The following is a 26,668-nucleotide window of genomic DNA, read 5'->3' as shown; positions in this document are numbered from 1 at the left end:
CCGCTCAGCGGCTCATGTGCAGGGCGACCAGCAACTGCCATACCTGGTCCGCCACTTCGTCCGGACCGGCGTCGAGCAGGCCGTGCAGCCAGTCGGCCAGCACCCCGGCGAAGGTGGCGGCCACCGCCGAGGCCACCAGCGGGGCGTCCGCCGCGCCCACCAGCTCCCGCTCGGCCAGGCTGCGCGCCCGCAGGTCCCGGTGCAGCACCCGGCCCAGCGGACCCCCGCCGCCCGGCGCGAGCAACTCCCGGTACAGGGCCGCGTGCGGAACCAGCCCGGCGAAGAACTCCCGCAGCGCGGGCGGCGCGTGCACCGGATCCGGCCGGCCGCGCCAGGCGTGCAGCGCGTCCACGGCGTCCCGGACGACGTCCGCGCAGGCGTCGACCGCCAGCGCCTCCAGGCCGTCGTAGTGGACGTAGAAGGTGGCCCGGCCCACCCCGGCCCGGCGCGCCACCGCGGCCACCCCGGCCTCGGCGAGCGGCCGTTCGGCGCACTCCTCCAGGAGGGCCGCCCGCAGCCGGGCCCGGGTGCGGGCGGCCCGCGGATCCTCGGCGGCCGGGCGGCCGGTCATCGGGCGGCGAGGGCGGCGGCCAGGGCGAGCGCGCCGGGCAGCGCCTGCGCGAACAGGATGCGCCGGTTGGCCGTGACCGCGCCGTACACCCCGGCCACCACCACGCACGACAGGAAGAACACCTGGGCCCGGAAGCCCGTCGGGTCGGCCGCGACCAGCCCCCACACCAGGCCGGCCGCCAGGAAGCCGTTGTAGAGGCCCTGGTTGGCGGCGAGCTGTGCGGTCCGCCGGGCCAGGTCCGCGTCGAAGCCGTGGAAGCGCATCCCGGGGCTCTTCTGCCACAGGAACATCTCCATCACCAGGATGTACGCGTGCAGCGCGGCCACCAGCCCGACCAGCACGTTCGCCAGTATTTCCATGATCGACAGACCCTCCCCATCTCATGAACAGGTGTCTACTATAGCTGGACAGGTGTCCAGGAGGTGACGGGGTCGCGCTGGGCCGAGTCATAGGGGTGTATGTCGGGAAGTCGCGGTCGAGAATGGGTATTTGTTGATTTGCCGCCAACTGGCGGAGCGTGACGGAACCCTCACTTCCTCTGCTCGTCGAGGTTGATCCTTTGGGGTTCAAACCCGATAAGCTCCCTTCCGTCACAGCGAGTTGACGCACCCCACGCTGGGTCCGTCCCGCCGTGTGCACTCATGAGTGCGGCCTACGCACACTGCCCCTGTTCACTGCTGTTCGATTGTGTTGCTTTTAAGGATGCAGATGGAACTCGCCACTCCGCCGCCGGCGGCGCGGGCCCCTGTCGCCTGGTACAGCTGGTGGCTGATGCCGCTGGCCTTAGGGGGAGGGACGGTCGCCGCCACGTTCATGAGCTCCGAGCGAATAACCGCGGCCGTCGCAGGCGCCGCGGCCACCGTCGCGAGCTCCGTGTGCGTACGGCTCCTGATCCGCTCGCAGCGTCAACTACGCGGCGCCGAAGGGTCGTTCCGCAGCTCGCAGGCCGAGCACTCCCAGCAGTGGCAGCAGCATGTCTCGGGCCTGGAGCGCAAGTTCTCCGCCGAGCGCGCCACGCTGGAGAGCCAGCTCAACGAGCAGTCGGCCACATTCGACGCTCAGCTCACTGAGCAGGCGTCCGCCTTCGAGGGCCGGCTCGCCGACCGGACCGCCCACTACGACACCCAACTGGCCGAGCGGGCACGGGCGTACGAGGAGCGGCTCGCCGACCAGCTGAAGTCCTCCGAGGCACAGCTCGCCGACCAGGCAGAGGTCTGGCAGGAGCAGCTCACGCACCAGCGGGCCGCGATCTCCCGGCTCGCCGACGAGCAGCTGCCCGACGCGCTGAAGCGGCTGCGCGACGGCGACGCCATCGACGACCTGCTGCCCGTCACCGAGCAGTGCGCCAAGGTCGACAAGGACGTCCGGGCCGACCTGCGCCGCATCCTGCGCACTTCGCTGATCAGTGTGGAGGAGGAGTTCAACCGCTCCACCTCCGCCGAGCAGGCCGTGATCAGCATCGGCAACCGCATCCACGTCCTGACCAGCAAGCTGCGCGGCCGGCTGCACGAGATGCAGGGCGAGCACGGCCGGCTGCCCGCCGTGGCCCGCGGTCTCATGGAGCTCGACCAGGAGCTCGGCCCCGCCGACTCGCTCGCCGGCAGCATCGGCGTGCTGGGCGGCTCGGACCGCCCCGGCCGTCAGTGGCAGGAGCCTCAGCGCCTGCTCAGCGTGGTACGCGGCGGTATCGGCCGGATCAAGGACTTCCACCGCGTCGAGGTCCGGCATCTGCCCGAACTCGGCGTCGACGGCGGTCTGGTGGACCACCTCACGCTGATCTTCGCCCACCTGCTGGACAACGCGGCCCGCTACTCGCCGCCCACCGAGCCGGTCGTCGTCTCCGGCAAGGAGGTACCCAACGGCGTCGGCATCGAGATCCAGGACTCCGGCAAGGGCCTGAGCGAGGAGAAGAAGCGCGAGGCCGAGCACTCGCTGACCGGCACCGCGGCCGGACCCGGCATCGGCGGCATCTCCGAGGACGCCAACATCGGCCTGCGGGTCGTCGGCATCCTCGCCCGCCGCTACGGCATCCGGGTCACCTTCGCGGACTCGCCCTGGCTCGGTACCTCGGTGGTCGTCGTGGTCCCGCACAAGTTCTTCAGCCCGCTGCCCGCGGCCCCCGCCGCTCCGGCTCCCGTGACGGCCGCCCCCGCCGTCGCGTCCCCGGTGCAGGCGCAGGGCTCGGTCGCCGTCGAAACCGTCACTCAGCCGGAGTCCGGCGAGGCCCCGGACACCACCCCGGGCGGACTGCCCCGGCGGCGCAGCCGGCGCCGCGAGGAGGAGCAGCCCGAGGAGCGCACCGCCCGCACGCAGGGCACCGCGTTCCCCGCGGCCCCGCCCGACGAGTCCTTCGCGGGCCTGGCCGCCTTCGCCACCGCGGGCCGCGTGCCCGTCGCGGACGAAGCGGCGGACAGCGAGGCCGAGTTGACCGGAGACGAAGACGACGCGGCACCCGCGACCCCGGCCGGCGCCGATGACGCCGCCGCCGGACGCGAGTCCGCCGAGCACCGCACTGAAGAGAGCGACTAGTCCACATGACGCAACAGGGAACCGACGTGAGCTGGGCGCTCCGTGATCTGGTGGAGAGCATCCCGGAGATCCGTTTCGCCCTCGTGGCCTCCAGCGACGGCAAGGCCATCACCTCCTTTGGCGCCGAAGACCCCGACGACGTGGACCGCTTCGCGGCCGTGGTGGCGGGGCTGCAGGCCCTGGCCCAGCCGGTCGCCGGGCAGTTCCCCAAGTACGCGGGGCAGCTGCGGCTGGCGATGATCGAGGTCGACGGCGGTCACCTCTTCGTCGTGCGGGCCGGTGTGGAGACGTATCTCGGGGTCCTCGCCCGCGAAGGACTCGACCAGGGGCTGCTCGGTCATCAGATGAGGGACCTGTCACGGCGGATGGGCGAGCTGCTCGGCACCTCTCCGCGCCTGGAGGAGCACTCTGGATGAGTGCTCCCCGCCGGCCATCGGATCCGTCCGGTCTCGAGCGTTATTACGTCCTCACCGGGGGACGCAGTGGACCGGGCGGGTCGGCGTCGAGCCTCGACGTTGCCACCCTCGTCGTCTCCCGCACCGCCCCCGTCCCGGGGATGCAGCACGAGTACGAGGAGATAGTCCGGCGCTGCCGTGATCCGCTGTCGGTGGCCGAACTCACCGCCCATCTCGGATTGCCCTTCAACATTCTCGCGGTGCTGTTGGCGGATCTGCTGGACGCAGGCCGTATTGAAGCCCGTGATCCCATTCCGGCGCACCACGCCGGACGCGGGCCTGACCTCGCGCTCCTCCAGGAGGTACTCAGTGGACTTGAAAGGCTTTGACCATCCCGGCGACCCCGGTGCCGGGGGGACCCGCTCGGTCAAGGTGATGATCGCCGGGGGGTTCGGCACCGGGAAGACCACCATGGTCCGTTCCGTCAGCGACATCAAGCCGCTCACCACCGAGGAGACCCTCACCCAGGCCACCGTCGGCGTCGACAACCTCATCGGCGTCGCGGACAAGGCCGAGACCACGGTCAGCCTCGACTTCGGCAAGATCAGCATCAACGAGGGCCTGATGCTGTACCTGTTCGGCACCCCCGGACAGGAGCGGTTCTGGTTCCTGTGGAACGGCCTGTTCAAGGGCGCGCTCGGTGCGATCGTCCTGGTGGACACGCGGCGGCTGGCCTCCAGCTTCCGGGCGATCGAGGAGATGGAGCGGCAGAACGTGCCCTTCGTCATCGCCCTGAACGTCTTCCCGGACTGCAAGGAACACCCCATCGAGGAGATCCGGGACGCCCTCGACATCTCCCCGCACACCCCGATCGTGGCCTGTGACGCCCGTGACCGGGCCTCCAGCCGTGACGTACTGATCGCCCTGATACGTCATTTGAAGGAACGCTCCGCCGTCGCACTGGAGCCCCGATGAACGACCAGAGCCTCGACAGTCCCGACGCCCCCCGCGGCTGCCCGGTCGCGCACGGTTCGCCCGACCTGGCCCGGCTGTACGGGCCCGAGGCGGCGACCGACCCGCACGGCATCTACGAGCGGCTGCGCAAGGAGCACGGCTCCGTCGCGCCGGTGCTGCTGGAGGGCGACATCAACGCCTGGCTGGTGCTGGGCTACCGGGACAGCCGGCGGGTGCTCGACAATCCCAGCCAGTTCCCCCGGGACGCGCGGACCTGGCGGGACTACCGGGAGGGGCGGATCGAGGAGACCTCCGCCCTGATCCCGATGCTCGCCTGGCGTCCCGACTGCGTGTCCCAGGACGGCGAGCCGCACCGCAGGCTGCGCGGCGCCGTCAACGACGTGCTGCAGGCCGCCGTCGGCCGTGGTATCCGGCGCCACGCCACGCACTTCGCCAACAAGCAGATCGACCGGTTCGCGGCCGTCGGCCGCGCCGATCTGGTGGCGGACTACGCCGACTTTGTGCCGATGCTCGTGATGAGCCGCGTTCTCGGGCTCGCCGAGGTGGAGGGGCGCCGGCTGGTCGAGTCCTGCGCCGAACTGCTCAAGGGCGGCGAGGACGCCGTGATGCACGACGGCAGGATCAGGGAGATCTTCGGCGAACTCGTCGAGCGCAGGCGGACCGAACCCGGCTCCGACCTCGCCAGCGACCTCCTGGACCATCACGCGGCTCTCGACCACGACGAGATCGTCGATCACCTGCGCATGGTGATGATCGCCGCGGCTGTCACGACCAACCTGCTGGCCCGGGTGCTGCGGCTGGTCCTGACCGACGCCTCCCGGCTCTCCGGGCTGACCAGCGGGCAGCTGAACATCTCGGCGGTGATGGAGGAGGCCATGTGGAACTCCCCGCCGCTGACCGTCCTGCCGGGACGCTTCGCCGCCAGCGACGTCGAACTGGGCGGGCATCTCATCGGGGCGGGCGACCTGCTCGTGCTCGGTCTCGCCCCGGGCAACCTCGACCCCGAGGTCCGGCCCGACCCGGGTGTCTCGGTGGAGGGCAACCAGGCGCACCTGGCGTTCGGCGCGGGCCCTCACGAGTGCCCCGGGCAGAGTATGGGTCAGTCCATGATCGAGATCGCGGTGGACGTCCTCCTGCACCGGCTGCCGGGCCTGCGGCTGGCCACGCCGGCGGACGAGCTCACCTCGACGGCCTCCACCTGGGAGTCCCGGCTGGACAGACTGCCGGTCGAGTTCCCGGTCTGAGCACGCTGCTGCCCGGCCGGAGGACCGGCCGGGCAGCAGCGTCGTCGGTGGTTCCGGAACAGGATCGAGGCGTCAGCCGTCGAGCCAGTCGCCGGTGACGGTCGTGGGCTGGTATCCCGTGGCGTTCCAGATGAAATGCGGGTGGGCGCAGCCGAACATGTAGGAGAGCAGTGCGGTGTCCTCCCTCCCGGTCTGAGGGTCGTACAGGGTGTAGAACTTCTCGGATCCGACTGCGCCGGCGTCCTGTTGGACCTGCCGAGCGCGGTCCGGGGACGGTGCGTCCATGGATGCCTCCACGGCGGCGACGTAGGTGCGTCGCAGGATCTCCCATGTGCTGTCGGTGTTGCCCTGCCAGGGGCCGTGCAGTGCTTCGAAGGCATGGAGCTCGGCGTCGAAGAGGGCCCATGTCCGGGGGAATTGGGCTCGGCAGAGTGCGGACAGCTCGGCGGTCCGGGAGCTCAGTGCCGGTGCGGTGGGGCGCGGGCCGATGGTGAGGGTGGTGCCGTGGGTGAGGATGCCGGTGCACGGGTTGGGCTGCAGGTCGCACAGCGGGCAGTCCTCGGCCGGGGGAAGGCCCTCGGTGATGCCGTCGAACCACAGGGCGTGGCGGCCCGTGAGTCCCATCCAGACGATGGTGCTGCTCATCAACCAGGTGTTCCACATCGGTTCATGCGCCTCGGGCATGCAGCCGTACTTGATGAGGGCGATCGTGCAGGCGGCGTAGAGGGCCTTGGTGTGGGTGGGTAGGTCGGCGAGCCAGAAGTTGCTGATCTCGCCGGTGAGGGAGTCGACTCGTACGTCGGCCATGTCGTCGATGACGCGGCACAGCAGCAGGGAGGCGAGGTGTTCTTCCTGCCAGAGTTCCGTATCGGGTGAGACGTGCCAGAACAGGCAGTCCAGCATCTGCAGGGCTGAATAGGTGCTCTGGCTGAGCGGGTTGGTCTGGGGGAGCGTGACGCTGCCCGCGTGGTGCTGTTGGAGCCAGTGCTCGTCGACGGATCGCTTGTGGGCTGCGTAGAGTCCGCAGACCAGGGCCCGTGCGCTGTTGATGCTGAAACTCTCGGCCAAGCGGCCTTCGACGAGTTGGGTGACGTGCGTGGTGTCGATGGTGTCGATCACGCGCTTGTACTCGTGGAAGACGAGGATGTCGTCCTCGAAGCGGTGGCGGAGGCCAAGGTCTCGTTCAAGGTCGTTCAACTGCCGGACCCAGATCCATCCAGCGGTCAGGACGCTGTCGAGTTCCCGGCGGTAGGGCCAGGCCTTGACGGTGAGGGGACGACCGGCGCTCTGCCGCCAGCTGTAGTCGCCCAGCGTGCGCGCAGGGGGCGTGGGCAGCCGACGGCACAGCGGGCAGGCGCAGGCGGTTGCCCGCTCCTCCTCACGCGGCGGGGCGAGCGCCCGGCTCCGCCAGGCCCCTTCCAGCATCGTGCAGGTCAGTCGGCAGATCTCGGCATCGGTGCCGACTTCCGGGAAGGCCGCTTCGATCATGCGCAGGCTGGTGTCGAGTCGTTTCAACCTGGCGTAGCCCTCCTCGTCGGGCGGGAGGAACGGGCGTGGCGCCAGTTGGAGGGCTCCCTCCACATGAAGCGTGGTGCCGGTGTGGGGGGAGCCGAGTGCGTCCAGCCGCTGCTGAGCGGCGTTCTGGGACCTTCGGTACTGCTCCGTGGTCCCGTTGACGCGTTTCACGAAGAGGCCGGCCAGCGTGTTCCCCGCCTCCGAGGGCTGGAGCTGGGCGCTTGGCTGCGCCGGGAGCAGGCTGTCGGCGGACGCCTTCTGAACAGCACCTACGCCTTGAGATGTCACACCGGTCTCCTTCGAGCTGTGGTCCTGGCAACGGAATCGACCGACCGTGGTCGTTGGCCGGTCGGGTCCGGGAAACTTCTGGTTCTTCCGCGACGGCCTCGCCGAACAGCCGGACTCACGCGACCGGCTCCGCCTTCTGCTGCGAACGATCGCGAGGGGGGTACGACTGCCGCGTCGACGGCCGAGGAAGTGGAACGGGCCGCAGACCTGCCCTTCGAGGGCGAACAGCCCCGTGCCCGCTCGGTTCTCGAACGCGGCGAGCCGCTCGTCCACGGCGGATTCGTCCTCGACACCGCCGGCCTTGCGTGAACGGCCCGCCCTTGTCGAAGCGCGCTCCTGCTACAAGGCGAGTACCTGCATCGCCGCCTCAGCCGTGTCGGCCAGGAAGCACTCGCGGCCCGCCAGGCGTGGCGCGGCCACCGCCTCCGAGGGCCGCGGCCGCTCCAGGAAGGCCGGTGAGGTGCTCCTCGAACCCGGCTTTGCTGTGCACCGGGCCCATGTCCCGGATCCAGCGCGGATGCCGGGCGCGCGCGAACTCCGGATGCTCACTGACGGGGGTCTCGAAGGGCAGGTCGAAGGTGACGTCCTGAGGCATGTGTTTCCTTTCGGGCGACAGTGCGCAGAGCCCCCCGTCTCTGCGAAACGGGTGGCCTGTCGGCCACCCGTGCACTCGAACTGGCCTTCGTGGCTCGAAAGTTGAGCCGTGAGGCGCTACGAGGCTGCCCAGAGCGTAAATGATCTACGCGTGACCTGACCGTGACGTGTGTTACTGCTCATGCCTCCGGAGCTGAGTACACTCGCGCGCCCCCCACGTATGTGTGCGCGACGCGTGTGTCCGCGATGCGCTCGGGGGGTCCGGTGAACGGATCGCGGTCCAGGACCACCAGATCCGCGAGCGTCCCGACCGCCACCCGCCCGGTGTCGTCGAGGTGGTTCACGTAGGCCGAACCGGCCGTGTACGCCGTGATCGCCGCGCCGATCCCCAGCCGTTCCCCGGGCAGGAACACCGGCGCGTCGCCGCCCGGTTCGACCCGGTTCACCGCGACATGGATGCCCTGGAGCGGGTCGGGGCTGCTCACCGGCCAGTCGCTGCCGCCCGCGAGCCGCGCCCCGGCCCGCAGCAGCGACCCGAACGGGTACTGCCACCCGGCCCGTTCCGAGCCCAGGAAGGGGATGGTCAGCTCGTCCATCTGCGGCTCGTGCGCGGCCCACAGCGCCTGGATGTTGGCGGTGGCGCCGAGTCGCGCGAAACGCGGTACGTCGTCGGGGTGTACGACCTGGAGATGCGCCAGGTGGGGTCGCGTGTCGCTCATCCCGTTGGCCGCTCGCGCCGCCTCGACCGCGTCCAGCGCGTCGCGTACGGCCCGGTCTCCCAGCGCATGGAAATGGCACTGGAAGCCGAGTGCGTCCAACTCGGCCACGTACATGGGAAGTTGCTTCGGATCGATGAAGCTCTTGCCCCGATTGCCCGTCGCGCAGCCGCACTTGTCCAGGTAGGGATCGAGCAGTGCGGCCGTGCCGTTCTCGGCCACCCCGTCGAGCATCAGCTTCACCGTGCCCGCCCGGAACCGGCCATGGCTCAACGCGGTCCGCTTCTCGACGAGTTCGGGGATCTGCTCGGCCCCGCGCTCCCGGTCCCACCACAGCGCGCCCACCACCCGCGCGGTCAGCGAACCGTCCCGGGCCGCCGTCAGATACGCCTGCGACGGGTCGTCCATGCCGAGGAACTCCCCGACCAGCGCGTCCTGCCAGGCCGTGATGCCGAGCGCGTGCAGATGCCGCTGGGCGTGCAGCAGCGCCGCGAGCCGGTCCGCCGGGGTGGCCGGCGGCGCGAGCCGGCCGACCAGCTGCATCGCGCCCTCCTGGAGCGTGCCGCTCGGCACGCCGGACGCGTCCCGCTCGATCCGCCCGTCGGCCGGGTCGGGCGTGTCGCGGCCGATACCGGCCAGCTCCAGGGCCCGGCTGTTGACCCACGCCCCGTGATGGTCCCGGTTGGGCAGGTACACCGGCCGGTCCGGTACGACGGCGTCCAGCAGCTCCTTCGTCGGCGTGCCGCCCGCGAACGCCTCCATGGACCAGCCGCCGCCCAGGATCCACGCCCGCTCCGGATGCGCCTTTGCGTAGGCGCGTACGGCGGCCACGGTCTCCTCGGCGGTCCGCAGCCCGGTCAGATCGCACTGGGTCAGTTCGAGGCCGGCCGGGACCGGATGGATGTGCGCGTCCTGGAACCCGGGCAGCAGCAGCCGCCCGGCCAGGTCGACCACCTCGGTGCGCGGTCCGGCGAGCTCCCGCAGTTCCCCGGCGGGACCGACGGCGGTGATGCGCTCACCGGTGACGGCGACGGCGGTGGCCACGGGGCCCTCGGGGGTGAGGACGGGGCCACCGGTGAAGAGCAGATCTGCGTGCATGTTTCCTGTTCCTAGTTGGGGGTCGAGAGCAGCTGGGGCGCGTCGGCATCCGTGCCCTCGCCGGTGCGGAAGTACGGCGAGCGGCGCACGTACTTCGCCCACCCGGCCGCGACGAACCCGGACACGATCATCACCAGCGGGGTGGTCAGCAGGAACCAGCCGTTGTCCGCGCTGACCTCGAAGTGGTCGGCGGAGGTGTAGAAGGACCAGCCGAGATAGCCGCCGAGGCCCAGCAGGGCGAGGGCGCTCAGCGCCGGCAGGACCACGGCCCGTACGCCCTGCCGCCAGTCCTCCCGGAGCAGGGTGCGGAAGCGCGCGGCGGCGGCGAGCGCGGTGAGCGCGTACGACAGGGCGACGACGATGCCGACGGCGTTCACCGTCGCCATGATCATGTCGGCGAGCCGCGGGATCACCAGGGCGAGCGCGGCGACCGCCACGGCCAGCGCGCCGATCAGCAGCGTGCCGGCCGCCGGGGTCCCGTACCGGGCACTGACCCTGGACCACACCGGCCCGAGGGTACGGTCCCGGCTCATCGCGAACATGCCCCGGGCCGTCGGGATCACCCCGGCCTGGAGCGAGGCCACCGCCGAGAACATCAGCGCCACCAGCGGCAGCGCGGCCCACGGCTGCGAGGCCAGCCGGTCGCCGAAGAACGCCAGCCCCTCGGCCCCGTGCCCGGCCAGCTCCTTCTCGGACAGCACCCGCTGGAACGCCACCGAGCCCAGCAGGAACAGCCCCAGCATGGTCACCAGGGTGATCAGCCCGGCCCGGGAGGCGTCCCGGGGGTCGCGGACCTCCTCGTTGACGCTGAACGCGGCCTCGAAACCCCAGTAGCAGAACACCGAAAGGAGCAGCCCCTGGGCGAGTGCGGTGGCCGACGGGATCGCGAACGGGTCGAACCAGCTCAGCCTGAAGGGGTGCGGTCCGCTGACGATGCCGTAGCCGCAGAACCCGAGCAGGACCACGTACTCGAAGACCAGCAGCCCCGTCTGGAGGCGGGCGGCGGTGCGGATGCCGGTCACGGCGGTCAGGGTGACGGCGACCAGGACGACGATGCCGACGGCCGTGGTCTGTGCCGTGGAGCCGGGGTCGAGGGCGAGCGAGCCGATCCGGTGCACTCCGGCCTCGCCCGCCAGCTGCAGCATCGCGGATCCCGTGACCGCCGTGGTGTACGCGAGGAACGCCACCGTCGCCACGATGTTCACCCAGCCGACCATGAAGCCGAGCCACGGATTGAGCGAACGGCCCACCCACACATAGCCGTTGCCCGCGTTCGGCTCCACGCGGTTCAGCCGGGAGTAGGCCCCCGCGATGCCGAGGACCGGCAGGAACGCCAGCAGCATGACGGCCGGCAGATGCAGCCCGACCACCCCGGCCGTCACCCCCAGACCGATGCCGATGCTGGTGGTGGCGGCCGTACTGGACGCGGCGACCGCGATGCCGTCGAGGACGCCGAGGGATCTGCGCAACTCAGGGGGGTCTGCTGTGTAGGGCTGGTCGGTCATGGCCGGCACACTCCGCTCGCACCTGGGGGCCGGACTGGTCGGCCCCGGTGACGGGACATGAAACTGCCGGCGCCCTTCACAGGTCAACGGTGTTGTCATAAGGTGCCCGGCACACCGTAAGGGAGGGACCCATGAGCGAACGTGTCGTCCCGGCCGCCGCCCGGCAGCGCCGGCGCCCCACCAGACAGGGCGTGGTCCTCTCCGAGGAGCTGATCGTCGAGACCGCGATGCGGCTGATCGAGGAGCACGGCGCCGACGCCCTGTCCGTGCGCCGCCTCGGCCGCGCCCTGGGTGCCGACCCCAGCTCCCTGTACCGCTACTTCCGGCACACCGACGACCTGATGCTCGCCATCGCCGACGAGCTGATCGGCCGTACCCTGCGGGTCTGGCGGCCCACCGGCGACTGGCGCGCCGACCTGCGCGACCTCGGCCTGCGCATGCACGCCGGATCCCTCGCCCACCCCCGGGCGGCGGTGCTCAGCGCCCACCGGGTGACCGGGCGGACGTACGAGATCCAGGCCGTCGAGACCATCCTCGGGGTGCTGCGGAACGCCGGTTTCCCGGATCCGGAGGCGGTCCGCGTCTACCACGCCTTCGTCGACCAGGCCCTGGCGTACGGCGCCCTCGACTCCGCCAACACCGCCCTGCCCCAGGCCGCCCGGGACGCCGAGGCGGACGTGTGGCGGGCGACCTACGCCCGGCTGCCCGCCACCAGCCATCCGAACATCGCGGCCACCGCCCGCCATCTCGTGGCCTCGATGCGGGGCAGCTCCTACCCGGCCGCCCTCGACCTGCTGCTGACGGCGGCCGAGGCGCGGCTCGCGCAGATCCGCGAGGCCGCGGGCGCCTGACGGCCGCGCGGACCCGCCCCCTCCCGCACCACAACGGCACCGGGCGCCGGCGCAGGCGCGACGGGAGACGGCCGGAGGGCGGCCGACTGAATCCGGTGCCCGGGGACAGGCGTACCGGGAGGACCCGCCCGAGGAGCGTGGTTACGCCGACCCGGCCGGGCACTCCCTCACGCCGCGTCTGACCCCGCCCCCGGAGGGCTGACCCGGTCCCGGCCGCCCTTGCCGGCCGTCGGCCACACCCCGGTCGAGCGCTCTATGGCCGTCGCGCCGGTGCGGTCCACGGCGCTGCGCACCACCGCGAAGACCGCGCCCTGGACCGCCGCGGCCAGCAGCACCTCGCCCCAGCCGCGGTCCCGGTCCAGGGCGTCCGGCGCGTCCTCCTCGCCGCGCAGCGCCTGCCAGGTCCGGCGGAAGGCCAGTGCGCCCAGCGCCCCGCCGGCCCAGGTCAGCACGAAGCCGACGGGTGCGTAGACGAGCGGGAGTTTCAGCTTCTTCCTGCGCTTGGCCATGCCTGCCTCCGCGTTCTCAGGGCCGTCCCGCGACCGCAACCTCCTCGCCCGCCGGCACCGGGCCGGGCGGCGTCCCGTCCCCGAAGGGCCGGCCGCCGAGCTCCTCCCGGTGATGGGGCGTCAGCCACCCGGCGAGATCCGGGCCGAGAGGCACGATACGGGTCGGGTTGATCCCGGTGTGGACCTGGTAGTAGTGCCGCTTGATGTGGTCGAAGTCGACGGTGTCACCGAATCCCGGTGTCTGGTAGAGGTCCCTGGCGTACGCCCACAGCACCGGGTTCTCCGCGAGCTTCCAGCGGTTGCACTTGAAGTGGCCGTGGTAGACGGCGTCGAACCGCACCAGCGTGGTGAACAGCCGGATGTCGGCCTCGGTGAGGGTGTCCCCGACCAGGTAGCGCTGCCCGGCCAGCCGCTCGGCGAGCAGCTCCAGCCGCCGGAACACCCCGGCGCAGGCCTCCTCGTACTTGTGCTGCTCGTGCGCGAACCCGGCCCGGTAGACCCCGTTGTTGACGTCCTCGTACACCTCCGCCAGCACCGCGTCGATCTCGTCCCGGTGCCGCGCCGGGTAGAGGTCCGGCGCGCCGTCCCGGTGCAGTGCCGTCCACTCGGTGGCCAGGTCCAGGGTCAGTCGCTGGTAGTCGTTGGTGACCAGCCGCCCGCTCGGCACGTCCACGACGGCGGGCACGCTCACGCCGCCTGGGTAGTAGGTCTCCCGGCGGTCGTAGGCCTCGCTCAGGTACCGGATGCCGAGCACCGGGTCACGGCCGCCGGGGTCGAGGGTGAAGCGCCAGCTGCGGTCGTCCTGGACCGGGTCGGTGACGGCGAGCGACAGGGCGTCCTCCAGGCCGAGCAGCCGCCGGGAGATCACCGCCCGGCTCGCCCACGGGCAGGCTCGGCTGACCACCAACCGGTAGCGTCCGGCGGCCACCGGCCAGCCGTCCCGTCCGTCCGCGGTGATCCGGTCCGTGAAATGGCTGGGGGACCGGCTGAATGCCTTGTGTCCCAGCGCGCTGTTGCCTTCGCCGCCGCTCATACGTCCTCCTTGCCCGGGGGCCGCCCGCGGTCGACCGGGGGCCCTGCGGGAATGCGTTCCCGCATTTCGGCCTCTCGCACGGAGTGATCAGCCCGTCGGCGCGGTCGGCGTTCGTGGCGCTCGCCGCCGGCCTGCCGATCACCCAGGAGGCAGCAGGAGGGCACATGAAAGCCCCGCCGCGACGGGGGAACGCGGCGGGGCCTGCTATTCGGCTGCCCGGCCCGAAGCCGGTTCATGCCTTCCGGAAACAGATTTTTCTAAATTCCGACGGTCCCCGGCCGGAATGGATGCCCGGAATCGTCAGTTCCCCGTTACTGCGCCTCCAGCACGAACACCGGGATCTCCCGGTTGGTCTTCTTCTGGTAGTCGGCGTACGGCGGATACGCCGCGACGGCCCGCTCCCACCACTCGGCCTTCTCCGCGCCGGTGATCTCCCGGGCGGTCATGTCCTGCCTGACCGGCCCGTCCTGGAGCTCGACGAGCGGGTGCGACTTGACGTTGAAGTACCAGACCGGATGCTTGGGCGCACCGCCCTGGGAGGCGACCACGGCGTACTTCCCGTCGTGCTCGACCCGCATCAGCGGCGTCTTGCGGATCTTCCCGCTCTTCACCCCCAGGGTGGTGAGCAGGATGACGGGCATCCCGGTGTCCATCAGGGTGGTGCCCTCCTTCCCGCCCGAGCTCTCGTACAACTCGACCTGCTCGCGCACCCAGGCGGCCGGGCTGGGCTCGTACTCGCCCTCAAGAGGCATGAGGTCCGTCCCCTCGTCGCTTCCATGACTGACGCCATGATTCAACACCGGGAGTGCCCCGGATCATCCATACGACACCGGTCCCGTGACGGGATCACGCCCCCGCCCCGAGCCCCGGGCGCACGGGCGGTCAGCCCGGCGACAGCGCCATCCGGGCCGCCAGCCCCAGCATCACGCAGCTCGACAGCAGCGCCGTGACCAGGCGGCCCCGGTGGCCGGTCAGGCCCCGGCCGAGGAGCGCGCCACCGCCAGCCAGCAGCAGCTGCCAGCTCGCCGAGGCGGCGAAGGCCGCGAGGACGAAGACGCCCTGCTCCAGCGGCCGCACCGGCTCGGCGGACCGTGTGCCGACCACCAGGGCCGCGAAGTAGATCACCGTCGTCGGGTTGAGCAGTGTGATCCCGAGGAGGCCGAGATACGCCCGCCCGGGGCCGGGTACCGGCCGTTCCTCACGGGTCGCGAGCCGCCGCTCCCGGAACTGGCGCAGCGCGACCGCCGCACCGCGCACGGCGAGCCCCACCAGCACCAGCGCCGAGACCAGCCGCAGCGGCCCGAGCACCGGCAGCAGCGCCGCCGCCAGTGCGGCGCCGCCGACGGTCGCGAGCAGGGCGTACAGGCCGTCGGCGCTCGCGACGCCGAGCGCGGCGCAGGCGCCGGTCCGCAGTGACGTGCGAGCCGTGAGGGACACTAGATATGTGCCGACCGCACCGACCGGGACGGCGATCCCGTACCCGGCAAGCAGGCCGGCGAGCAGCGCGGCCGTCACGCGCGTGCGGGCTCGGGCCTCCAAGGACGCCCGGGCTGCTGCTGGACCCGCACCCGACGGACGGTCGCGGTGGTCAGCGGCACAACGGCGTCAGGAGTGTTCATGCGCAGATCCTGGGGTCCGCGTCGCCGCACCGGCAAGCGAATTTCGGCGCGGAATCGTCCCCCGACCGCGTGTGGTTCGGTCAGATCACCCGATTCACCGATCTGGCTGAACTTGCGGTCGTCCCATGGGTGCCCCGGGCATCTAATGAAGATCGGCACGACGTACGAAATTCGTCTGCGAGGTCTTCCATGAACGAACTGACGGACGTGACGGAACCCACCGATCCTGCCCACCCGGCCGACCCTGTGGCCTGGCCGCAGGACCGCACGTGCCCCTACCACCCGCCGACCGGCTACGACCCGCTGCGGGACGGAAGCCCGCTGGCCCGCATCCGTCTCTACGACGGCCGCACCGCCTGGGCGGTCACCGGCCACGGCGCGGCCCGCGCGCTGCTCTCCGACCCCCGGCTCTCCAGCGACCGCCGGCGCGAGGACTTCCCGATGCCGAACGCCCGGTTCGCGGTGGCCCGGGAGCGCCGCCGGCTCGCCCTGCTCGGCCTCGACGACCCCGAGCACCAGACCCAGCGCCGCATGCTGATCCCGGACTTCACCCTCAAACGGGCGACCGGGATGCGGCCGGCCATCCAGCGGATCGTCGACGAGCTGCTCGACAAGATGATCGCCGGGGGACCGCCCGCCGACCTGGTGAGCTCCTTCGCGCTGCCCGTGCCGTCCATGGTCATCTGCGACCTGCTCGGTGTGCCCTACGCCGACCACGAGTTCTTCGAGGCGCAGTCCCGGCGGCTGCTGCGCGGTCCGGAGCCCGCCGACTCCCTGGACGCGCGCGAGAAGCTGGAGGCCTATCTGGGCGACCTGGCCGACCGGAAGAGCCGGGACGCGGTCCCCGGCGACGGTGTCCTCGACGAGCTCGTCCACCAGCGGCTGCGCGACGGCGCCCTGGACCGCGACGAGGTCGTCGCGCTCGCCCTCATCCTGCTGGTCGCCGGGCACGAGACCACCGCCAACATGATCTCGCTGGGCACCTTCACCCTGCTCCAGCAGCCCGAGCGGCTCGCCGAACTGCGCGCCGATCCCGCGCTGGTACCGGCCGCCGTCGAGGAACTGATGCGGATGCTGTCCATCGCCGACGGGCTGCTGCGCGTCGCCCTGGAGGACATCGAGGTGGACGGCACCACCATCCGCAAGGGCGACGGGGTGCTCTTCGCGACCTCCGTCATCAACCGCGACGAGTCCGTGTACGACGACCCCGACACCCTCGACTGGCACCGCCCGGCCCGCCACCACGTGGCCTTCGGCTTCGGCATCCACCAGTGCCTGGGCCAGAACCTGGCCCGCACCGAGCTGGAGATCGCCCTGCGCACCCTGTGGGAGCGGCTCCCGGACCTTCGGCTCGCCGCACCGCCGGAGGAGATTCCCTTCAAACCCGGCGACACGATCCAGGGGATGCTGGAACTCCCCGTGACCTGGTAAGAGGCTTTTGCCATGCACATCGAGATCGACCAGGACGTCTGTATCGGCGCCGGCCAGTGCGCCCTGACCGCCCCGAACGTCTTCACCCAGGACGACGACGGCTTCAGCACCCTGCTCCCCGGCATGGACGACGGCGGCGGCGACCCGCTGGTCCGGGAGGCGGCCCGGGCCTGCCCGGTGCACGCCATCACCATCAAGGAACCGACGGGCTAGCGGCCGCCGGTACACCGAGCACCGCCAGTTCCAGCCCGCGCAGCCGCGCCGGGTCGGCGACCACCTCGTAGGCCGCCACCCGGCCGCCCTCGACGGTGACCCGCAGGACGTACCCCAGCCGTCCCCGCGGGGCGACGACGCGACCGACCCGGCCGTCGACCAGGGCCGGTACGGCGAACCGGGCGTGCTCGCGCAGCAGCACCGTGCCCTCCGCGACCGCCCGCGCGCCCCGCAGCTCCGCCGCCACCCCCGGCGGCAGGGCCGCGGGGTCGGCACGCCGGACCACGTCCGGGGCGAGCAGGCCGAGCAGCGCGCCCAGGTCACCGCCCCGGGCGGCGGCGAGGAACGCCTCGACGACCCGGCGGTGCCCGTCCTGCTCGGCGGCCGGCAGGGCGGGCGTACTCCGCACCTTGTGCCGGGCCCGGCCGGCGAGCTTCTTCGCGGCCGGCAGCGAACGGTCGGTGATCGCCGCGATCCGCTCGAACGGCACCCCGAACAGGTCGTACAGCACGAACGCCACCCGCTCCGCCGGGCATGGGGGTTCCCCCGGTTCGAGCGAAGCCGAGAACTAGGGGAGTCTCCAGCACCACCAGCAGGGCGACCCCCACCGACTCGGCCGGCACGGCCTCCTCCTCGGGGGCGCCTTCGCCCACCCGGACACGGGGGAGAGCCTGCTGTCCGGTACCCGGGTGGTGGCCGTCCCGGCGCGCGGCGGCGCCTACGGCCCGGACACCGGCCGGGCGGCCCTGGACTTCCAGACCCCGTACCTGAAGGCCTGGTGGGACCGGCTCGGTGTCCGGCCCGGGCATCTCCACCCGGTTGCCGCCGAGCTGACCCGCGTCGACGTGCTGGTCCACTTGGCCGGCCGGGAGGAGGCGGCCGCCGCCTCCCTCGCCGCGGCCCGCGCCGCGCTCTCGCGGCTCGCCGCCGTCGGCTGACCTCACCCGGCGTGCAGCAGCATCCGGGCCGCCGCGCGCGCCTCGGCAGCGGGCTCCGTGCTCCCGGTGACGCCCGCGGTGACCATCGCCCCCTCGGCGAGCAGGAACAGGGGCCCGGTGAGCGCCGCGTCCAGCCCGGCGTCGGCCACCAGCCCGGCCAGGTAGTCCCGGAACGCCCGCTTGTGGCCGCGCACCTGGGCCACCACCCGCGGGGAGGTGGCGCCGAGCTCGCCGTACGCGTTGATCCAGGCGCACCCCCGGAAGTCCGCCTCCCCGAACCACCCCTCCAGCCAGTCGAAGACCGCGAGCAGCCGCTCCCGGGGGTCCTCGTGCCGCCCGACATGCGCGGCGAGCCGCTGCCGCCAGCGCACGTCCCGCCGCTCCAGATAGGCCGTCACGAGCTCCTCCTTCGCGGGAAAGAGCTGGTAGAGCCGCTTGAGGGAGACGCCGGAGGCGCCGCGTATGTCGTCCATGCCGACGGACTGCACCCCGCGCCCGTAGAACAGCCGCTCGGCGGCGTCCAGAGCCTGCTCACGCGCGACCGCGCTGTCCATGGGCCACTCCTTGACGAGAGAACGTGCGTTCTCCTACGGTAGCAGCGACCGGGAGAACGCACGTTCTCCCTTCGATGAGGAGGAGACCATGGCCGACCGTCCGCCCCTGCCGCCCTTCACCCGGGAGACCGCAGTCCAGAAGGTCCAGGCCGCCGAGGACGCCTGGAACACCCGCGATCCCGAACGGGTGGCGCTGGCCTACTCCGAGGACTCGGTCTGGCGCAACCGCGGCACCTTCGTCACCGGCCGCGCCGCGATCGTCGAGCTCCTCACCGCCAAGTGGGCCCGGGAACTCGACTACGCGCTCCGCAAGGACCTGTGGGCCTTCGACGGCGACCGCATCGCGGTCCGCTTCCAGTACGAGTGCCGCGACGCGGACGGCCAGTGGTGGCGGTCGTACGGCAACGAGCTGTGGGAGTTCGACGGGCACGGACTCATGACCCGGCGCGAGGCCAGCATCAACGACGTCCGGATCGAGGAGCACGAGCGCCGGATCCACGGTCCGCGCCCGGAGGCCGAGCGGGGCCTGTCCTTCCCGCTCCGGTAGCACCCGCATAGGGTTCCTGAATGACCGATGAGCCCCGCAAGCCCTTCCTCTACCTCGTGGTCTGTGCCGCCGGTATCGCCGCCGGCGTCGGCAAGCTCATCACCGCGGCGCAGGAGCGCGGCTGGGAGGTCGGGGTCATCGCCACGCCCGTCGCCGTGAACGGCTTCTTCGACACCGCCGAGGCCGAGGCGCGCACCGGTCGCCCCATCCGGTCGGCCTGGCGCAGGCCCTCCGACCCGCGCCCCTTCCCCGCGCCGGACGCCGTCGTCGTCGCCCCCGCCACCTTCAACACCGTCAACAAATGGGCCGCCGGGCTCGCCGACACCCTCGCCGTCGGCACCCTGTGCGAGGCCCTGGGACTCGGCGTCCCGATCGCCGTCCTGCCCTGCGTCGCCGGCGCGCTGGCCGCCCACCCCGCCTACCAGGAGAGCCTGACCCGGCTGCGCGCGCTCGGCGTCCGCTTCGGCGACCCCTACGCCGGTGAGGCCGAAACGGACGGCGGGCGCCCCGAGTTCGCCTGGGAACGGGCGCTGGACCTGCTGGAGCGGCGCTGACGGCGTCCGATAACCGCCGCCACGACAGGAGACCGGACCGCCGCTCGACGTACGCTCGCCTCTGTACGACGTGATCTCGACGGTGGGAGACAACGATGGAGTACGTGAAGCTCGGCCGCACCGGTCTGGACGTGTCCCGGATCTGCCTCGGCTGCATGACCTACGGCCTGCCCGACCGCGGCACCCACGAGTGGACCCTGGACGAGGAGGCGTCCCGGCCGCTGATCCGGCAGGCGCTGGAGGCCGGCATCAACTTCTTCGACACCGCCAACGTCTACTCCGACGGAACCAGCGAGGAGATCGTCGGCAAGGCGCTGCGCGACTTCGCCCGGCGCGACGAGATCGTCCTCGCCACCAAGGTGCACGGCCGGATGCGCCCCGGCCCCAACGGCGGCGGGCTGTCCCGCAAGGCGATCCTCACCGAGATCGACCACAGCCTCAGCCGCCTCGGCACCGACTACGTCGACCTCTACCAGATCCACCGCTACGATCACGCCACTCCGATCGAGGAGACGATGGAGGCGCTGCACGACGTCGTCAAGGCGGGCAAGGCCCGCTACATCGGGGCGAGTTCGATGTACGCCTGGGAGTTCTCCAAGGCCCAGTACACGGCCGAGCGGAACGGCTGGACCAAGTTCGTCTCCATGCAGAACCACTACAACCTCCTCTACCGCGAGGAGGAGCGCGAGATGCTGCCGCTCTGCGCCGACCAGGGCGTGGGCGTCCTGCCGTGGAGCCCGCTGGCCCGGGGCCGCCTCACCCGCGACTGGGGCACGGTCACCGAGCGCAGCTCCACGGACAACTTCGGCAACCGCCTCTACCAGGACGGCGACCGCGCGATCGTCGAGGCGGTCACCCGCATCGCCGACGACCGAGGCGTCCCGCGCGCCCGGGTGGCCCTGTCCTGGCTCCTCCACCAGAGCACGGTGACGGCCCCGATCATCGGAGCATCGAAGCCGAACCACATCGAAGACGCGGTGGCGGCAGTGGAGTTGGCCCTCAGCGACAAGGAGCTGGAGGAGCTGGAGGAGCCCTACGGCCCCCATCCGATCTCCGGCCACTGAAACGCGCCCCGTCTTTGGCTTTTAGGGGCGCGGGGCTGTGTCAATGTGCGGCTCCGCCGCGTGGGCGCGACAAGCCCCCACCCACCCGCAGCCGAATCACAACCGCTCCGTCCCACAAGGACCGGCTCCCTCGCTCTCCAGCAGAGAAACCCTGTCCCCACTCATGCTCAACGTCCGGTAATACGCCCCGATCCGCTCCGCGGACCGCCCCACGTAGTGCCCGATGAACGACCGCCGGAACCGCCCGCCGGAGCGATTCGGTTGTGACCCGTGCACCAGACTCCCGTTGAAGAACAGCACATCCCCCGGCTCCATATCGACCGGCACCGCCGCGAGCCCCTCCGGCGGTGCCACGTACTCCCGCGCGAACGACAGCCCCGCATCCGACTCCTCCGGGCAGAACAGGTCCATCCGATGCGTCCCGGGCACCACCTCCAGGCCGCCGTTCTCCCGGTCGATCGCCTCACAGGCGACCCACGCCGCGACACACGTACCCGGCTCGACCCGCAGATAGAAGTTGTCCTGATGCAGCGCCTGCCCCCGGGCCCCCGGCGGCTTGAAGTAGAACATGCTCTGCGCGGCCAGCACCTCCTCCCCGAACAGCGCCTCCAGGATCACCCGAAGCCGCGCGTCCAGCAGGAACCGCAGCGCGAGCGCGCTGATCTCGTGGGGCTGCATCACCCGGGGATAGCGGTGCAGCGGATCCGCCGTCGGCTTCGGCTCGAAGTGCCCCGGCACGACACGCCCCGCCGCGTGCAGCGCCGCGAACTCCGCGCACAGCCGGTCGATCTCGTCGTACCCGAACAACCCCCGTACGACGGTGAACCCGTCCTCCTCGAACTGCCGCAGGATGGTGCCGTCGATGCCCGTGGCTGTCATGTCCGCCCTCCTCGGTCCGGTGCCCTGGACCTGTCAGGCTAGGCCGACGCACCCGCGGAGAGGATGCTCATGAGCGCTGCGGAGCTGCCCGGCACCGCTGCCCCGGCCCCGCCGCCGGGCACGGTCGTCACCGGCCGCTACGACCAGGGCCCCGGCTACCGGGTCAACCGCCCCGAGGGGTCGGGCAGCTGGCTGCTCACCTGGACGACGGACGGCCGTGGCCTGCTCCGGCAGGGGGCCGTGCAGACCCAGGCGCGCCCCGGTGACCTCGTCGTCCTCGCCCCCGGTGTCCCGCACAGCTACGCCGTCGGGCCCGGCGCGTCCCGCTGGCGGTTCTGGTGGGCCCACTGCGAGGTCCGCCCGCACTGGACCCCGTGGCTGAGTCCTCGCGCCCTCGCCGACGGCGTGTACGCCGTCGGCTGCCCGGACGGCACCCGCACCCGGATCGAGGCGGCCTTCCAGCGCGTGCTCGCCGACTCCCGCTGGACCGGTACCGGCGCGCCGCCCGCCCCGGCACCCGGCGACGATCCCGTCGCCGTCGCGCACGGCAGCGCGGCGCGCGAACTCGCCCTGTGCGCGCTGGAGGAGGTCGTCCTGCTCGCGACCGCCGGCGCACACCGGGCGGCGGCCGGCCGGGACGCCGGGGACGGGCGGGTGCGCCGCGCCCAGGAGCTGATCGCCGCCGACCCGGGCGCCCCGCACACGGTCCGCTCGCTCGCCGCGCGTGTCGCGCTGTCGCCGTCCCGGTTCGCCCACCTGTTCACCGGGCAGACCGGCGTGCCGCCGATGCGCGCGCTGCGCGAGGCGCGGCTGCGACACGCCGCACGGCTGCTGGAGAGCACCGACCTGACCGTCGAGCGGGTCGCCGCCGCGTCCGGATTTCCCAGCCCGTTCCACTTCAACCGGGTTTTCCGAGAAAGATACGGTGTCCCGCCCGGCGCCTACCGCTCCGGTGAACGTCTCTAATATCCGGGGCTATTGGTTCACGGCCGCCGACGACCGGGCGGCTTGTGCAGGTCGGGCCGTGGTTCAATGGTTTCTGTGGATACCGGGGCGGCCGACCCTGAATCCTCGTGTCAATTGCGATGTCGATACGGCGACAATGCGCGGACTCCCTCATTGACGATTCGTCAAATTACCGCAGCCACCGGGCGGTGCGCAAAACCCCGGTATCCCTTGTTCCGCCCTGCTGGCCTGTGCAAAGGTGTGCCGTGTCGGCATGCGGACAATTACTTTCACCGCCGCATGCGCGAGGCCGCTCCCGTACGCCCCCCACGCTTCAAAAGAGCTGCCGACGGCGGACGTTCGCGTGCCGAACCCCCAACAAACCCATCCGACCTCGGTGTCGGCCGGGTCGCATACCGGTCGCATACCAGACGGTATGGGCCGAATCCCGCGTTGCGTCTGGAAGGAATGCCGCCGTGAATGACGCAGGCCTGGGGAATTCCCCTACCCCCGCCCGGCCGTTCGACGTCACCGACGAGCAGCTCAGCGCCGAGCTCAAGCAGTGGACGGGCACCGCACCCGCCCTGCACCCCGTCGGAGAACTTCTCGACCGGCACTGGGAGGCGGCCTTCGCCTACGCCCGTCTGTGCACCGACGGGACGCGCGGTGCGGGAATGCTCACCACCGCCGCATTCACCAGACTCTTCGGTGAATCCCTCCGCCAGGCCGGCCCCACCGCCGCCTGGCGCCCCCAGCTCCTTGTCACCGTCCGCCGTATCGCCGCCGAATGGGACAACGACGGCCGTGGCGAACTGCTCCACCCCCAGCTGCGCGTCGGCAAGGGCGAGCGGGCCGCCTCCCGGCTGCTTCCGCCCGCGAACCGGCGGCTGCTCTCCCGCGCCTTCCAGCGGCTGACCCCGTCCTCGCGGACCGTGCTGTGGCACACCGAGGTGGAGTCGGAGCCCCTGGCGGCTCCCGCCGCACTGCTGGGCCTGGACGAGCAGGACGCGCGTGTCGAACTGCGCCGGGCCCGCGAGCGGATGCGCGAGGAGTGCCTCCAGGTGCACCGCGAACTCGCCCACGAGGACGAGTGCCAGCGCTACGTCCGGATGATCGACGTGACCTTCCGGCGCGGCGGGGTCGACGTCGACCGGGACCTCCAGCAGCACCTGAACGGCTGCAAGCACTGCCGGTACACCGCCGACCAGCTCCAGCAGTTCAACGGCGGACTCGGCATCGCCCTCGCCGAGGCCGTGCTCGGCTGGGGTGCCCGCGCCTACATGGAGTCCCGGGCCGGCCTGACCGAGCAGCCCGCCGAGCCCGCGGCCATGCCCGCCGGGGGCTTCGCGGGCGGCGAGGCGTTCGTGCCGCCGGCCGCCCCGGGCAAGGACCTGATCGTGCACCCCGCCGCCTCCCGCCGCGCCAAGCAGCGGGCCGCCCGCCGGGTGCGGCGCCGCAACCTCACCGTGGCCGTGGGCACCGTGAGCGGTCTGGTCGTGCTGCCGCTGGTGCTGTGGTCGGTGCTCGGCTCCGGCGACGACTCCACCTCGGCCAGCGCCAAGCCGTCCGCCACGCCGGCCGGCACCGCCACCTCGGGCCCGTCCTGGATCGGCACCAGCCGGACCACACAGGGCACCCTGCGCGGCCGGCTGCACAACATCGCCTCCGGCCTGTGCATCGGCGTGGTCGGCAAGAAGGCCGTCAAGGGCGCCGAGACCGAGCTCGCCGAGTGCTCCTCGGTCGCCAGCCAGCAGTGGACGTACGAGGGCGACGGACTGCTGCGCAACGCCGCCGCACCCGACCTCTGCCTCGACTCGCACCTCGGCTACTCCGTCCAGCTCGCCCCGTGCACGGCCTCGGCCGGCACCAAGACCAAGAGCGTCCACTACGACTTCACCCTCCAGGGCGCGCTGGTGCCCCGCTGGGACCAGGACCTGGCGCTGGCCCCGGCCGCCACCGACGGCGGCGGTGCCCTGGTGGTCAAGACCCGGGCGAACGTCAGCGCACAGCGCTGGGTGATGGACACCTCCCAGCCGGACCTCCAGATGCAGATCGTCAACTGGGACGCCGACACCACGCCGACCCCGACCGCGTCCGCCACCCCGGTCACCAAGGCCGCGAAGCCCACGCCGACGCCCACCCCGTCGGCTTCGAAGACGACGGCGCAGCCGACGCCGTCGAGCACCCCCAGCTACAACCCGTGCGTCGAGTACCCGGGCTACTGCTACGGCTCCGGGGACGGCCAGTACGGCGGCGGCGGGGGTGGCGGCGGCGGCTACGGCGGCGGGGGCCATCACGGTCACTGAGCCCGAGCGGGCTCAGGGGTGCGGCGGCGGGGGCGGCATCGTCCTCAGGTCAGGCGCCCCCTCCGGCCACACCAGCAGCACCGGGCAGGGCGCGTGGTCCACGACGAACCGCGCCGCCTTGCCCAGACTGTGCGGCCCGAGCCGGGACCGGTCGCCGTCCCGGGCCAGCACCAGCAGGCCGGCGTCGCCGGCGGCGGCCACCACCTCCCGCTCGACCCGGCCGACCCGCTCCAGCCGGGTGCACGGCCGCCCCAGCCGGGCCGCGGCCGCGGCCAGCAGTTCCGCCGCCGACGTCCCGCCGAGCTCCACCAGCCGCCGCTCCGGGTCCGGTTCCGAGCCGGCCCGGCCCAGCAGCCCCGCGAAGGCGCCGTGCGCGAGCCCGGCCACCCCCGGCTCGTCCACATGCAGCAGCACCACCTCGGACGCGTCCCGCGCGTAGTCGCGCGCCGCGTCCACACAGGCGGGCCAGGTCCCCTCGACCAGCCAGACGATCACCCGCATGCCCATGGCCTCCCGTCTAGGTCCCGACCACCTGGAGCGCCCCCCACAGTGCCACCACCGCCCCGCACAGCGCGGCGGGCACGGCGAGCAGCCCCAGCCGGGTGAACTCCCCGAGGTCCACCCCGTGGTCGTGCTGGTGCACGATCCTGCGCCACAGCAGCGTCGCGAGCGACCCGGCGTAGGTGAGGTTCGGTCCGATGTTCACCCCGAGCAGCACCGCCAGCACCGCGCCCGGCCCGGCCGGCGCGGCCAGCGGCAGCAGCACCAGCACCGCCGGCAGGTTGTTGACGATGTTCGCCAGGACGGCGGCGAGCACGGCGATGCCGAGCAGCGCCGGGAGGCCGGTCCCGCCCGGCAGTACATGGCCGAGGGCGTCGGCGAGCCCGTTGTCGACGACCGCCCGCACCACGATGCCGAGCGCCAGCACGAACGCCAGGAACGCGGGCGCGGCCGCCTTCACCACCGTCACCGGGGTCGCCCGCCGCCGCAGCAGCGCCCGTCCGGCCAGCACCAGCGCACCCGCGCACGCCGCCCACGCCGGGTCGATCCCGACCGCCGAGGTGAGCACGAACCCGGCGAGCGTGCAGGCCACCGTCACCAGCGCGAACACCGGCAGCCGGGGCGGCTCGCCGGGGTCCGCGGAGCCCGGGGCCGCCGAGGACAGGTCACGGGCGAAGAACCGCCGGAACACCAGGTACTCGGCGCCGATCGCCACCAGCCAGGGCAGCACCATCAGCGCCGCGAACCGGGTGAAGCTCAGCCCGCTCGCCGCGAACGCCAGCAGGTTCGTCAGATTGGACACCGGCAGCAGCAGTGAGGCCGTGTTGGACAGGTGCGTACAGGCGTAGACGTGCGGCTTCGCCCGCACCCCGGACCGGGCCGCCGTCGCGAACACCACCGGCGTCAGCAGCACCACCGTCGCGTCCAGGCTGAGCACGGCTGTGATCACCGACGCCAGCGCGAACACCGCGGTCAGCAGCCGCACCGGCCGCCCGCCCGACCACCGGGCCATCCATGCCCCGCAGGCCTGGAACAGGCCCTCCACGTCACAGAAGTGGGCCAGCACCAGGACGGCGGCGAGGAAACCGACGACCGGCCCCAGCTGCTCGGCCTCCGCCCGCGCGTGGTCGAGGGAGATCGCTCCGGTGGCGACGACGATCCCCGCCGCCGGTACGGCGAGCACCGCCTCCGGCAGGCCGCGCGGCCGGATCACGGCCCAGGCGAGAACGGCGGCGAGCAGCACGACGGACAGGGTTTCGGCGAGCGGGGTGTTCAGGGCGTGTTCCTCGGGGGG

Annotated in this window: 28 protein-coding genes and 1 pseudogene; 14 read left to right on the top strand and 15 right to left on the bottom strand. The window is 72.1% G+C overall.

Features of this window, described 5'->3' with window-relative positions:
* Positions 1-4 precede the first annotated feature (4 nt).
* Positions 5-571 (bottom strand): TetR family transcriptional regulator, encoded by a 567-nt coding sequence (locus KVT45_RS04295; RefSeq protein WP_217545108.1) that lies wholly within the window; start codon positions 569-571, stop codon positions 5-7.
* Positions 568-930, bottom strand: a complete 363-nt coding sequence (locus tag KVT45_RS04290; RefSeq protein ID WP_217545107.1) for a DUF1304 domain-containing protein — start codon at positions 928-930, stop codon at positions 568-570. The genes KVT45_RS04295 and KVT45_RS04290 overlap by 4 nt, the downstream gene beginning before the upstream one ends.
* Before the next feature lie 349 nt (positions 931-1,279).
* On the opposite strand from KVT45_RS04290, the gene KVT45_RS04285 reads away from it, so the two are divergent.
* Genes KVT45_RS04285 through KVT45_RS04265 form a run of 5 tightly spaced genes read left to right on the top strand, consistent with a single transcriptional unit; the run spans position 1,280 to position 5,714 of the window.
* Positions 1,280-3,100 (top strand): ATP-binding protein, encoded by a 1,821-nt coding sequence (locus tag KVT45_RS04285; protein WP_217545106.1) that lies wholly within the window; start codon positions 1,280-1,282, stop codon positions 3,098-3,100.
* 5 nt (positions 3,101-3,105) lie between these two features.
* Entirely contained in the window at positions 3,106-3,516 is a 411-nt protein-coding gene (locus tag KVT45_RS04280; RefSeq protein ID WP_217545105.1) for a roadblock/LC7 domain-containing protein, read from the top strand.
* The gene (locus KVT45_RS04275; protein WP_089103419.1) at positions 3,513-3,884 is read left to right on the top strand and encodes a DUF742 domain-containing protein; all 372 of its coding nucleotides are present in this window, start codon (positions 3,513-3,515) and stop codon (positions 3,882-3,884) included. The genes KVT45_RS04280 and KVT45_RS04275 overlap by 4 nt, the downstream gene beginning before the upstream one ends.
* The gene (locus KVT45_RS04270) at positions 3,865-4,470 is read left to right on the top strand and encodes an ATP/GTP-binding protein (protein WP_217545104.1); all 606 of its coding nucleotides are present in this window, start codon (positions 3,865-3,867) and stop codon (positions 4,468-4,470) included. Before KVT45_RS04275 ends, KVT45_RS04270 begins: the two co-directional genes overlap by 20 nt.
* Positions 4,467-5,714: a cytochrome P450 gene (locus KVT45_RS04265; RefSeq protein WP_217545103.1), complete on the top strand. Its 1,248-nt coding sequence runs from the start codon at positions 4,467-4,469 to the stop codon at positions 5,712-5,714. Before KVT45_RS04270 ends, KVT45_RS04265 begins: the two co-directional genes overlap by 4 nt.
* 72 nt (positions 5,715-5,786) lie before the next feature.
* Here KVT45_RS04265 and KVT45_RS04260 read toward each other — a convergent pair whose 3' ends face one another.
* The 4 genes from KVT45_RS04260 to KVT45_RS04245 form a co-directional block, all read right to left on the bottom strand.
* Positions 5,787-7,517: a hypothetical protein gene (locus KVT45_RS04260; RefSeq protein ID WP_308310641.1), complete on the bottom strand. Its 1,731-nt coding sequence runs from the start codon at positions 7,515-7,517 to the stop codon at positions 5,787-5,789.
* 367 nt (positions 7,518-7,884) lie between these two features.
* A complete protein-coding gene (locus KVT45_RS04255; protein WP_217545102.1) occupies positions 7,885-8,112 on the bottom strand; it encodes a hypothetical protein in 228 nt (75 codons plus the stop codon).
* A 178-nt stretch (positions 8,113-8,290) separates the two neighbouring features.
* A complete protein-coding gene (locus KVT45_RS04250) occupies positions 8,291-9,925 on the bottom strand; it encodes an amidohydrolase (protein WP_217545101.1) in 1,635 nt (544 codons plus the stop codon).
* A gap of 11 nt (positions 9,926-9,936) precedes the next feature.
* Complete coding sequence (locus KVT45_RS04245) at positions 9,937-11,430, bottom strand: APC family permease (protein ID WP_217545100.1); 1,494 nt, start codon at positions 11,428-11,430, stop codon at positions 9,937-9,939.
* 131 nt (positions 11,431-11,561) lie between these two features.
* Between KVT45_RS04245 and KVT45_RS04240 the strand changes: the two genes are divergently transcribed.
* A complete protein-coding gene (locus KVT45_RS04240; RefSeq protein WP_217545099.1) occupies positions 11,562-12,281 on the top strand; it encodes a TetR/AcrR family transcriptional regulator in 720 nt (239 codons plus the stop codon).
* Between the two features lie 167 nt (positions 12,282-12,448).
* Here KVT45_RS04240 and KVT45_RS04235 read toward each other — a convergent pair whose 3' ends face one another.
* The 4 genes from KVT45_RS04235 to KVT45_RS04220 all read right to left on the bottom strand — a co-directional run bounded on the left by KVT45_RS04235 (position 12,449) and on the right by KVT45_RS04220 (position 15,338).
* Positions 12,449-12,790 (bottom strand): DUF4235 domain-containing protein, encoded by a 342-nt coding sequence (locus KVT45_RS04235; protein WP_217545098.1) that lies wholly within the window; start codon positions 12,788-12,790, stop codon positions 12,449-12,451.
* A gap of 16 nt (positions 12,791-12,806) precedes the next feature.
* Positions 12,807-13,823, bottom strand: a complete 1,017-nt coding sequence (locus KVT45_RS04230; protein WP_217545097.1) for a glutathione S-transferase family protein — start codon at positions 13,821-13,823, stop codon at positions 12,807-12,809.
* 311 nt (positions 13,824-14,134) lie between these two features.
* Positions 14,135-14,575 carry a nitroreductase family deazaflavin-dependent oxidoreductase gene (locus KVT45_RS04225; RefSeq protein WP_217545096.1) on the bottom strand — a complete coding sequence of 147 codons (441 nt, stop codon included), beginning with the start codon at positions 14,573-14,575 and terminating at the stop codon, positions 14,135-14,137.
* 130 nt (positions 14,576-14,705) lie between these two features.
* Positions 14,706-15,338, bottom strand: coding sequence for a LysE family transporter (locus KVT45_RS04220; RefSeq protein WP_217545095.1), 633 nt, complete (start codon positions 15,336-15,338; stop codon positions 14,706-14,708).
* 293 nt (positions 15,339-15,631) lie between these two features.
* On the opposite strand from KVT45_RS04220, the gene KVT45_RS04215 reads away from it, so the two are divergent.
* Both KVT45_RS04215 and KVT45_RS04210 read left to right on the top strand, forming a co-directional pair.
* Entirely contained in the window at positions 15,632-16,873 is a 1,242-nt protein-coding gene (locus KVT45_RS04215; protein WP_217545094.1) for a cytochrome P450, read from the top strand.
* Positions 16,874-16,885: 12 nt separating this feature from the next.
* Positions 16,886-17,086 (top strand): ferredoxin, encoded by a 201-nt coding sequence (locus tag KVT45_RS04210; protein WP_217545093.1) that lies wholly within the window; start codon positions 16,886-16,888, stop codon positions 17,084-17,086.
* On the opposite strand, the pseudogene KVT45_RS04205 reads toward KVT45_RS04210, so the two are convergent.
* A pseudogene (locus KVT45_RS04205) lies at positions 17,067-17,718 on the bottom strand (RNA polymerase subunit sigma-70); the annotation flags it as partial. The gene KVT45_RS04210 and the pseudogene KVT45_RS04205 overlap by 20 nt on opposite strands.
* A 57-nt stretch (positions 17,719-17,775) precedes the next feature.
* Between KVT45_RS04205 and KVT45_RS04200 the strand changes: the two are divergent.
* Positions 17,776-18,024: a hypothetical protein gene (locus tag KVT45_RS04200; protein ID WP_217545092.1), complete on the top strand. Its 249-nt coding sequence runs from the start codon at positions 17,776-17,778 to the stop codon at positions 18,022-18,024.
* A 2-nt stretch (positions 18,025-18,026) separates the two neighbouring features.
* On the opposite strand, the gene KVT45_RS04195 is transcribed toward KVT45_RS04200, so the two are convergent.
* Entirely contained in the window at positions 18,027-18,578 is a 552-nt protein-coding gene (locus KVT45_RS04195) for a TetR/AcrR family transcriptional regulator (protein WP_217545091.1), read from the bottom strand.
* A gap of 88 nt (positions 18,579-18,666) precedes the next feature.
* On the opposite strand from KVT45_RS04195, the gene KVT45_RS04190 reads away from it, so the two are divergent.
* The 3 genes from KVT45_RS04190 (at position 18,667) to KVT45_RS04180 (ending at position 20,743) form a co-directional block, all read left to right on the top strand.
* Complete coding sequence (locus tag KVT45_RS04190; protein WP_217545090.1) at positions 18,667-19,125, top strand: nuclear transport factor 2 family protein; 459 nt, start codon at positions 18,667-18,669, stop codon at positions 19,123-19,125.
* A 20-nt stretch (positions 19,126-19,145) separates the two neighbouring features.
* Positions 19,146-19,679, top strand: a complete 534-nt coding sequence (locus tag KVT45_RS04185) for a flavoprotein (protein ID WP_217545089.1) — start codon at positions 19,146-19,148, stop codon at positions 19,677-19,679.
* A gap of 95 nt (positions 19,680-19,774) precedes the next feature.
* Complete coding sequence (locus KVT45_RS04180; protein WP_217545088.1) at positions 19,775-20,743, top strand: aldo/keto reductase; 969 nt, start codon at positions 19,775-19,777, stop codon at positions 20,741-20,743.
* A gap of 96 nt (positions 20,744-20,839) precedes the next feature.
* Here KVT45_RS04180 and KVT45_RS04175 read toward each other — a convergent pair whose 3' ends face one another.
* Entirely contained in the window at positions 20,840-21,622 is a 783-nt protein-coding gene (locus tag KVT45_RS04175) for a phytanoyl-CoA dioxygenase family protein (protein WP_217545087.1), read from the bottom strand.
* 69 nt (positions 21,623-21,691) lie between these two features.
* Here KVT45_RS04175 and KVT45_RS04170 point away from each other — a divergent pair, with 69 nt between their 5' ends.
* Together KVT45_RS04170 and KVT45_RS04165 are read left to right on the top strand one after the other, a co-directional pair.
* Positions 21,692-22,588 (top strand): helix-turn-helix domain-containing protein, encoded by an 897-nt coding sequence (locus tag KVT45_RS04170; protein WP_217545086.1) that lies wholly within the window; start codon positions 21,692-21,694, stop codon positions 22,586-22,588.
* 455 nt (positions 22,589-23,043) lie between these two features.
* Positions 23,044-24,873 (top strand): RICIN domain-containing protein, encoded by a 1,830-nt coding sequence (locus KVT45_RS04165; protein ID WP_308310640.1) that lies wholly within the window; start codon positions 23,044-23,046, stop codon positions 24,871-24,873.
* Between the two features lie 12 nt (positions 24,874-24,885).
* Here KVT45_RS04165 and KVT45_RS04160 read toward each other — a convergent pair whose 3' ends face one another.
* Positions 24,886-25,374, bottom strand: coding sequence for a universal stress protein (locus KVT45_RS04160; protein WP_217545085.1), 489 nt, complete (start codon positions 25,372-25,374; stop codon positions 24,886-24,888).
* A gap of 16 nt (positions 25,375-25,390) precedes the next feature.
* Positions 25,391-26,650 carry an arsenic transporter gene (locus KVT45_RS04155; RefSeq protein WP_217545307.1) on the bottom strand — a complete coding sequence of 420 codons (1,260 nt, stop codon included), beginning with the start codon at positions 26,648-26,650 and terminating at the stop codon, positions 25,391-25,393.
* Positions 26,651-26,668: the final 18 nt, after the last annotated feature.

Source organism: Streptomyces sp. GbtcB6, from assembly GCF_019091475.1.
GTDB lineage: Bacteria > Actinomycetota > Actinomycetes > Streptomycetales > Streptomycetaceae > Streptomyces > Streptomyces hyaluromycini.
Note: the sequence above shows the minus strand (reverse complement) of the source record. Positions and strands in the feature narration are given on the sequence as shown.

What these genes read in the sequence shown, in the direction of transcription:
- KVT45_RS04195 (WP_217545091.1), bottom strand. Translation starts at nt 18,578, where the DNA reads ATGGACAGCGCGGTCGCGCGTGAGCAGGCTCTGGACGCCGCCGAGCGG.
- KVT45_RS04230 (WP_217545097.1), bottom strand. Translation starts at nt 13,823, where the DNA reads ATGAGCGGCGGCGAAGGCAACAGCGCGCTGGGACACAAGGCATTCAGC.
- KVT45_RS04245 (WP_217545100.1), bottom strand. Translation starts at nt 11,430, where the DNA reads ATGACCGACCAGCCCTACACAGCAGACCCCCCTGAGTTGCGCAGATCC.
- KVT45_RS04235 (WP_217545098.1), bottom strand. Translation starts at nt 12,790, where the DNA reads ATGGCCAAGCGCAGGAAGAAGCTGAAACTCCCGCTCGTCTACGCACCC.
- KVT45_RS04160 (WP_217545085.1), bottom strand. Translation starts at nt 25,374, where the DNA reads ATGCGGGTGATCGTCTGGCTGGTCGAGGGGACCTGGCCCGCCTGTGTG.
- KVT45_RS04170 (WP_217545086.1), top strand. Translation starts at nt 21,692, where the DNA reads ATGAGCGCTGCGGAGCTGCCCGGCACCGCTGCCCCGGCCCCGCCGCCG.
- KVT45_RS04180 (WP_217545088.1), top strand. Translation starts at nt 19,775, where the DNA reads ATGGAGTACGTGAAGCTCGGCCGCACCGGTCTGGACGTGTCCCGGATC.
- KVT45_RS04295 (WP_217545108.1), bottom strand. Translation starts at nt 571, where the DNA reads ATGACCGGCCGCCCGGCCGCCGAGGATCCGCGGGCCGCCCGCACCCGG.
- KVT45_RS04210 (WP_217545093.1), top strand. Translation starts at nt 16,886, where the DNA reads ATGCACATCGAGATCGACCAGGACGTCTGTATCGGCGCCGGCCAGTGC.
- KVT45_RS04190 (WP_217545090.1), top strand. Translation starts at nt 18,667, where the DNA reads ATGGCCGACCGTCCGCCCCTGCCGCCCTTCACCCGGGAGACCGCAGTC.
- KVT45_RS04185 (WP_217545089.1), top strand. Translation starts at nt 19,146, where the DNA reads ATGACCGATGAGCCCCGCAAGCCCTTCCTCTACCTCGTGGTCTGTGCC.
- KVT45_RS04215 (WP_217545094.1), top strand. Translation starts at nt 15,632, where the DNA reads ATGAACGAACTGACGGACGTGACGGAACCCACCGATCCTGCCCACCCG.
- KVT45_RS04225 (WP_217545096.1), bottom strand. Translation starts at nt 14,575, where the DNA reads ATGCCTCTTGAGGGCGAGTACGAGCCCAGCCCGGCCGCCTGGGTGCGC.
- KVT45_RS04255 (WP_217545102.1), bottom strand. Translation starts at nt 8,112, where the DNA reads ATGCCTCAGGACGTCACCTTCGACCTGCCCTTCGAGACCCCCGTCAGT.
- KVT45_RS04275 (WP_089103419.1), top strand. Translation starts at nt 3,513, where the DNA reads ATGAGTGCTCCCCGCCGGCCATCGGATCCGTCCGGTCTCGAGCGTTAT.
- KVT45_RS04285 (WP_217545106.1), top strand. Translation starts at nt 1,280, where the DNA reads ATGGAACTCGCCACTCCGCCGCCGGCGGCGCGGGCCCCTGTCGCCTGG.
- KVT45_RS04280 (WP_217545105.1), top strand. Translation starts at nt 3,106, where the DNA reads ATGACGCAACAGGGAACCGACGTGAGCTGGGCGCTCCGTGATCTGGTG.
- KVT45_RS04250 (WP_217545101.1), bottom strand. Translation starts at nt 9,925, where the DNA reads ATGCACGCAGATCTGCTCTTCACCGGTGGCCCCGTCCTCACCCCCGAG.
- KVT45_RS04290 (WP_217545107.1), bottom strand. Translation starts at nt 930, where the DNA reads ATGGAAATACTGGCGAACGTGCTGGTCGGGCTGGTGGCCGCGCTGCAC.
- KVT45_RS04265 (WP_217545103.1), top strand. Translation starts at nt 4,467, where the DNA reads ATGAACGACCAGAGCCTCGACAGTCCCGACGCCCCCCGCGGCTGCCCG.
- KVT45_RS04240 (WP_217545099.1), top strand. Translation starts at nt 11,562, where the DNA reads ATGAGCGAACGTGTCGTCCCGGCCGCCGCCCGGCAGCGCCGGCGCCCC.
- KVT45_RS04175 (WP_217545087.1), bottom strand. Translation starts at nt 21,622, where the DNA reads ATGACAGCCACGGGCATCGACGGCACCATCCTGCGGCAGTTCGAGGAG.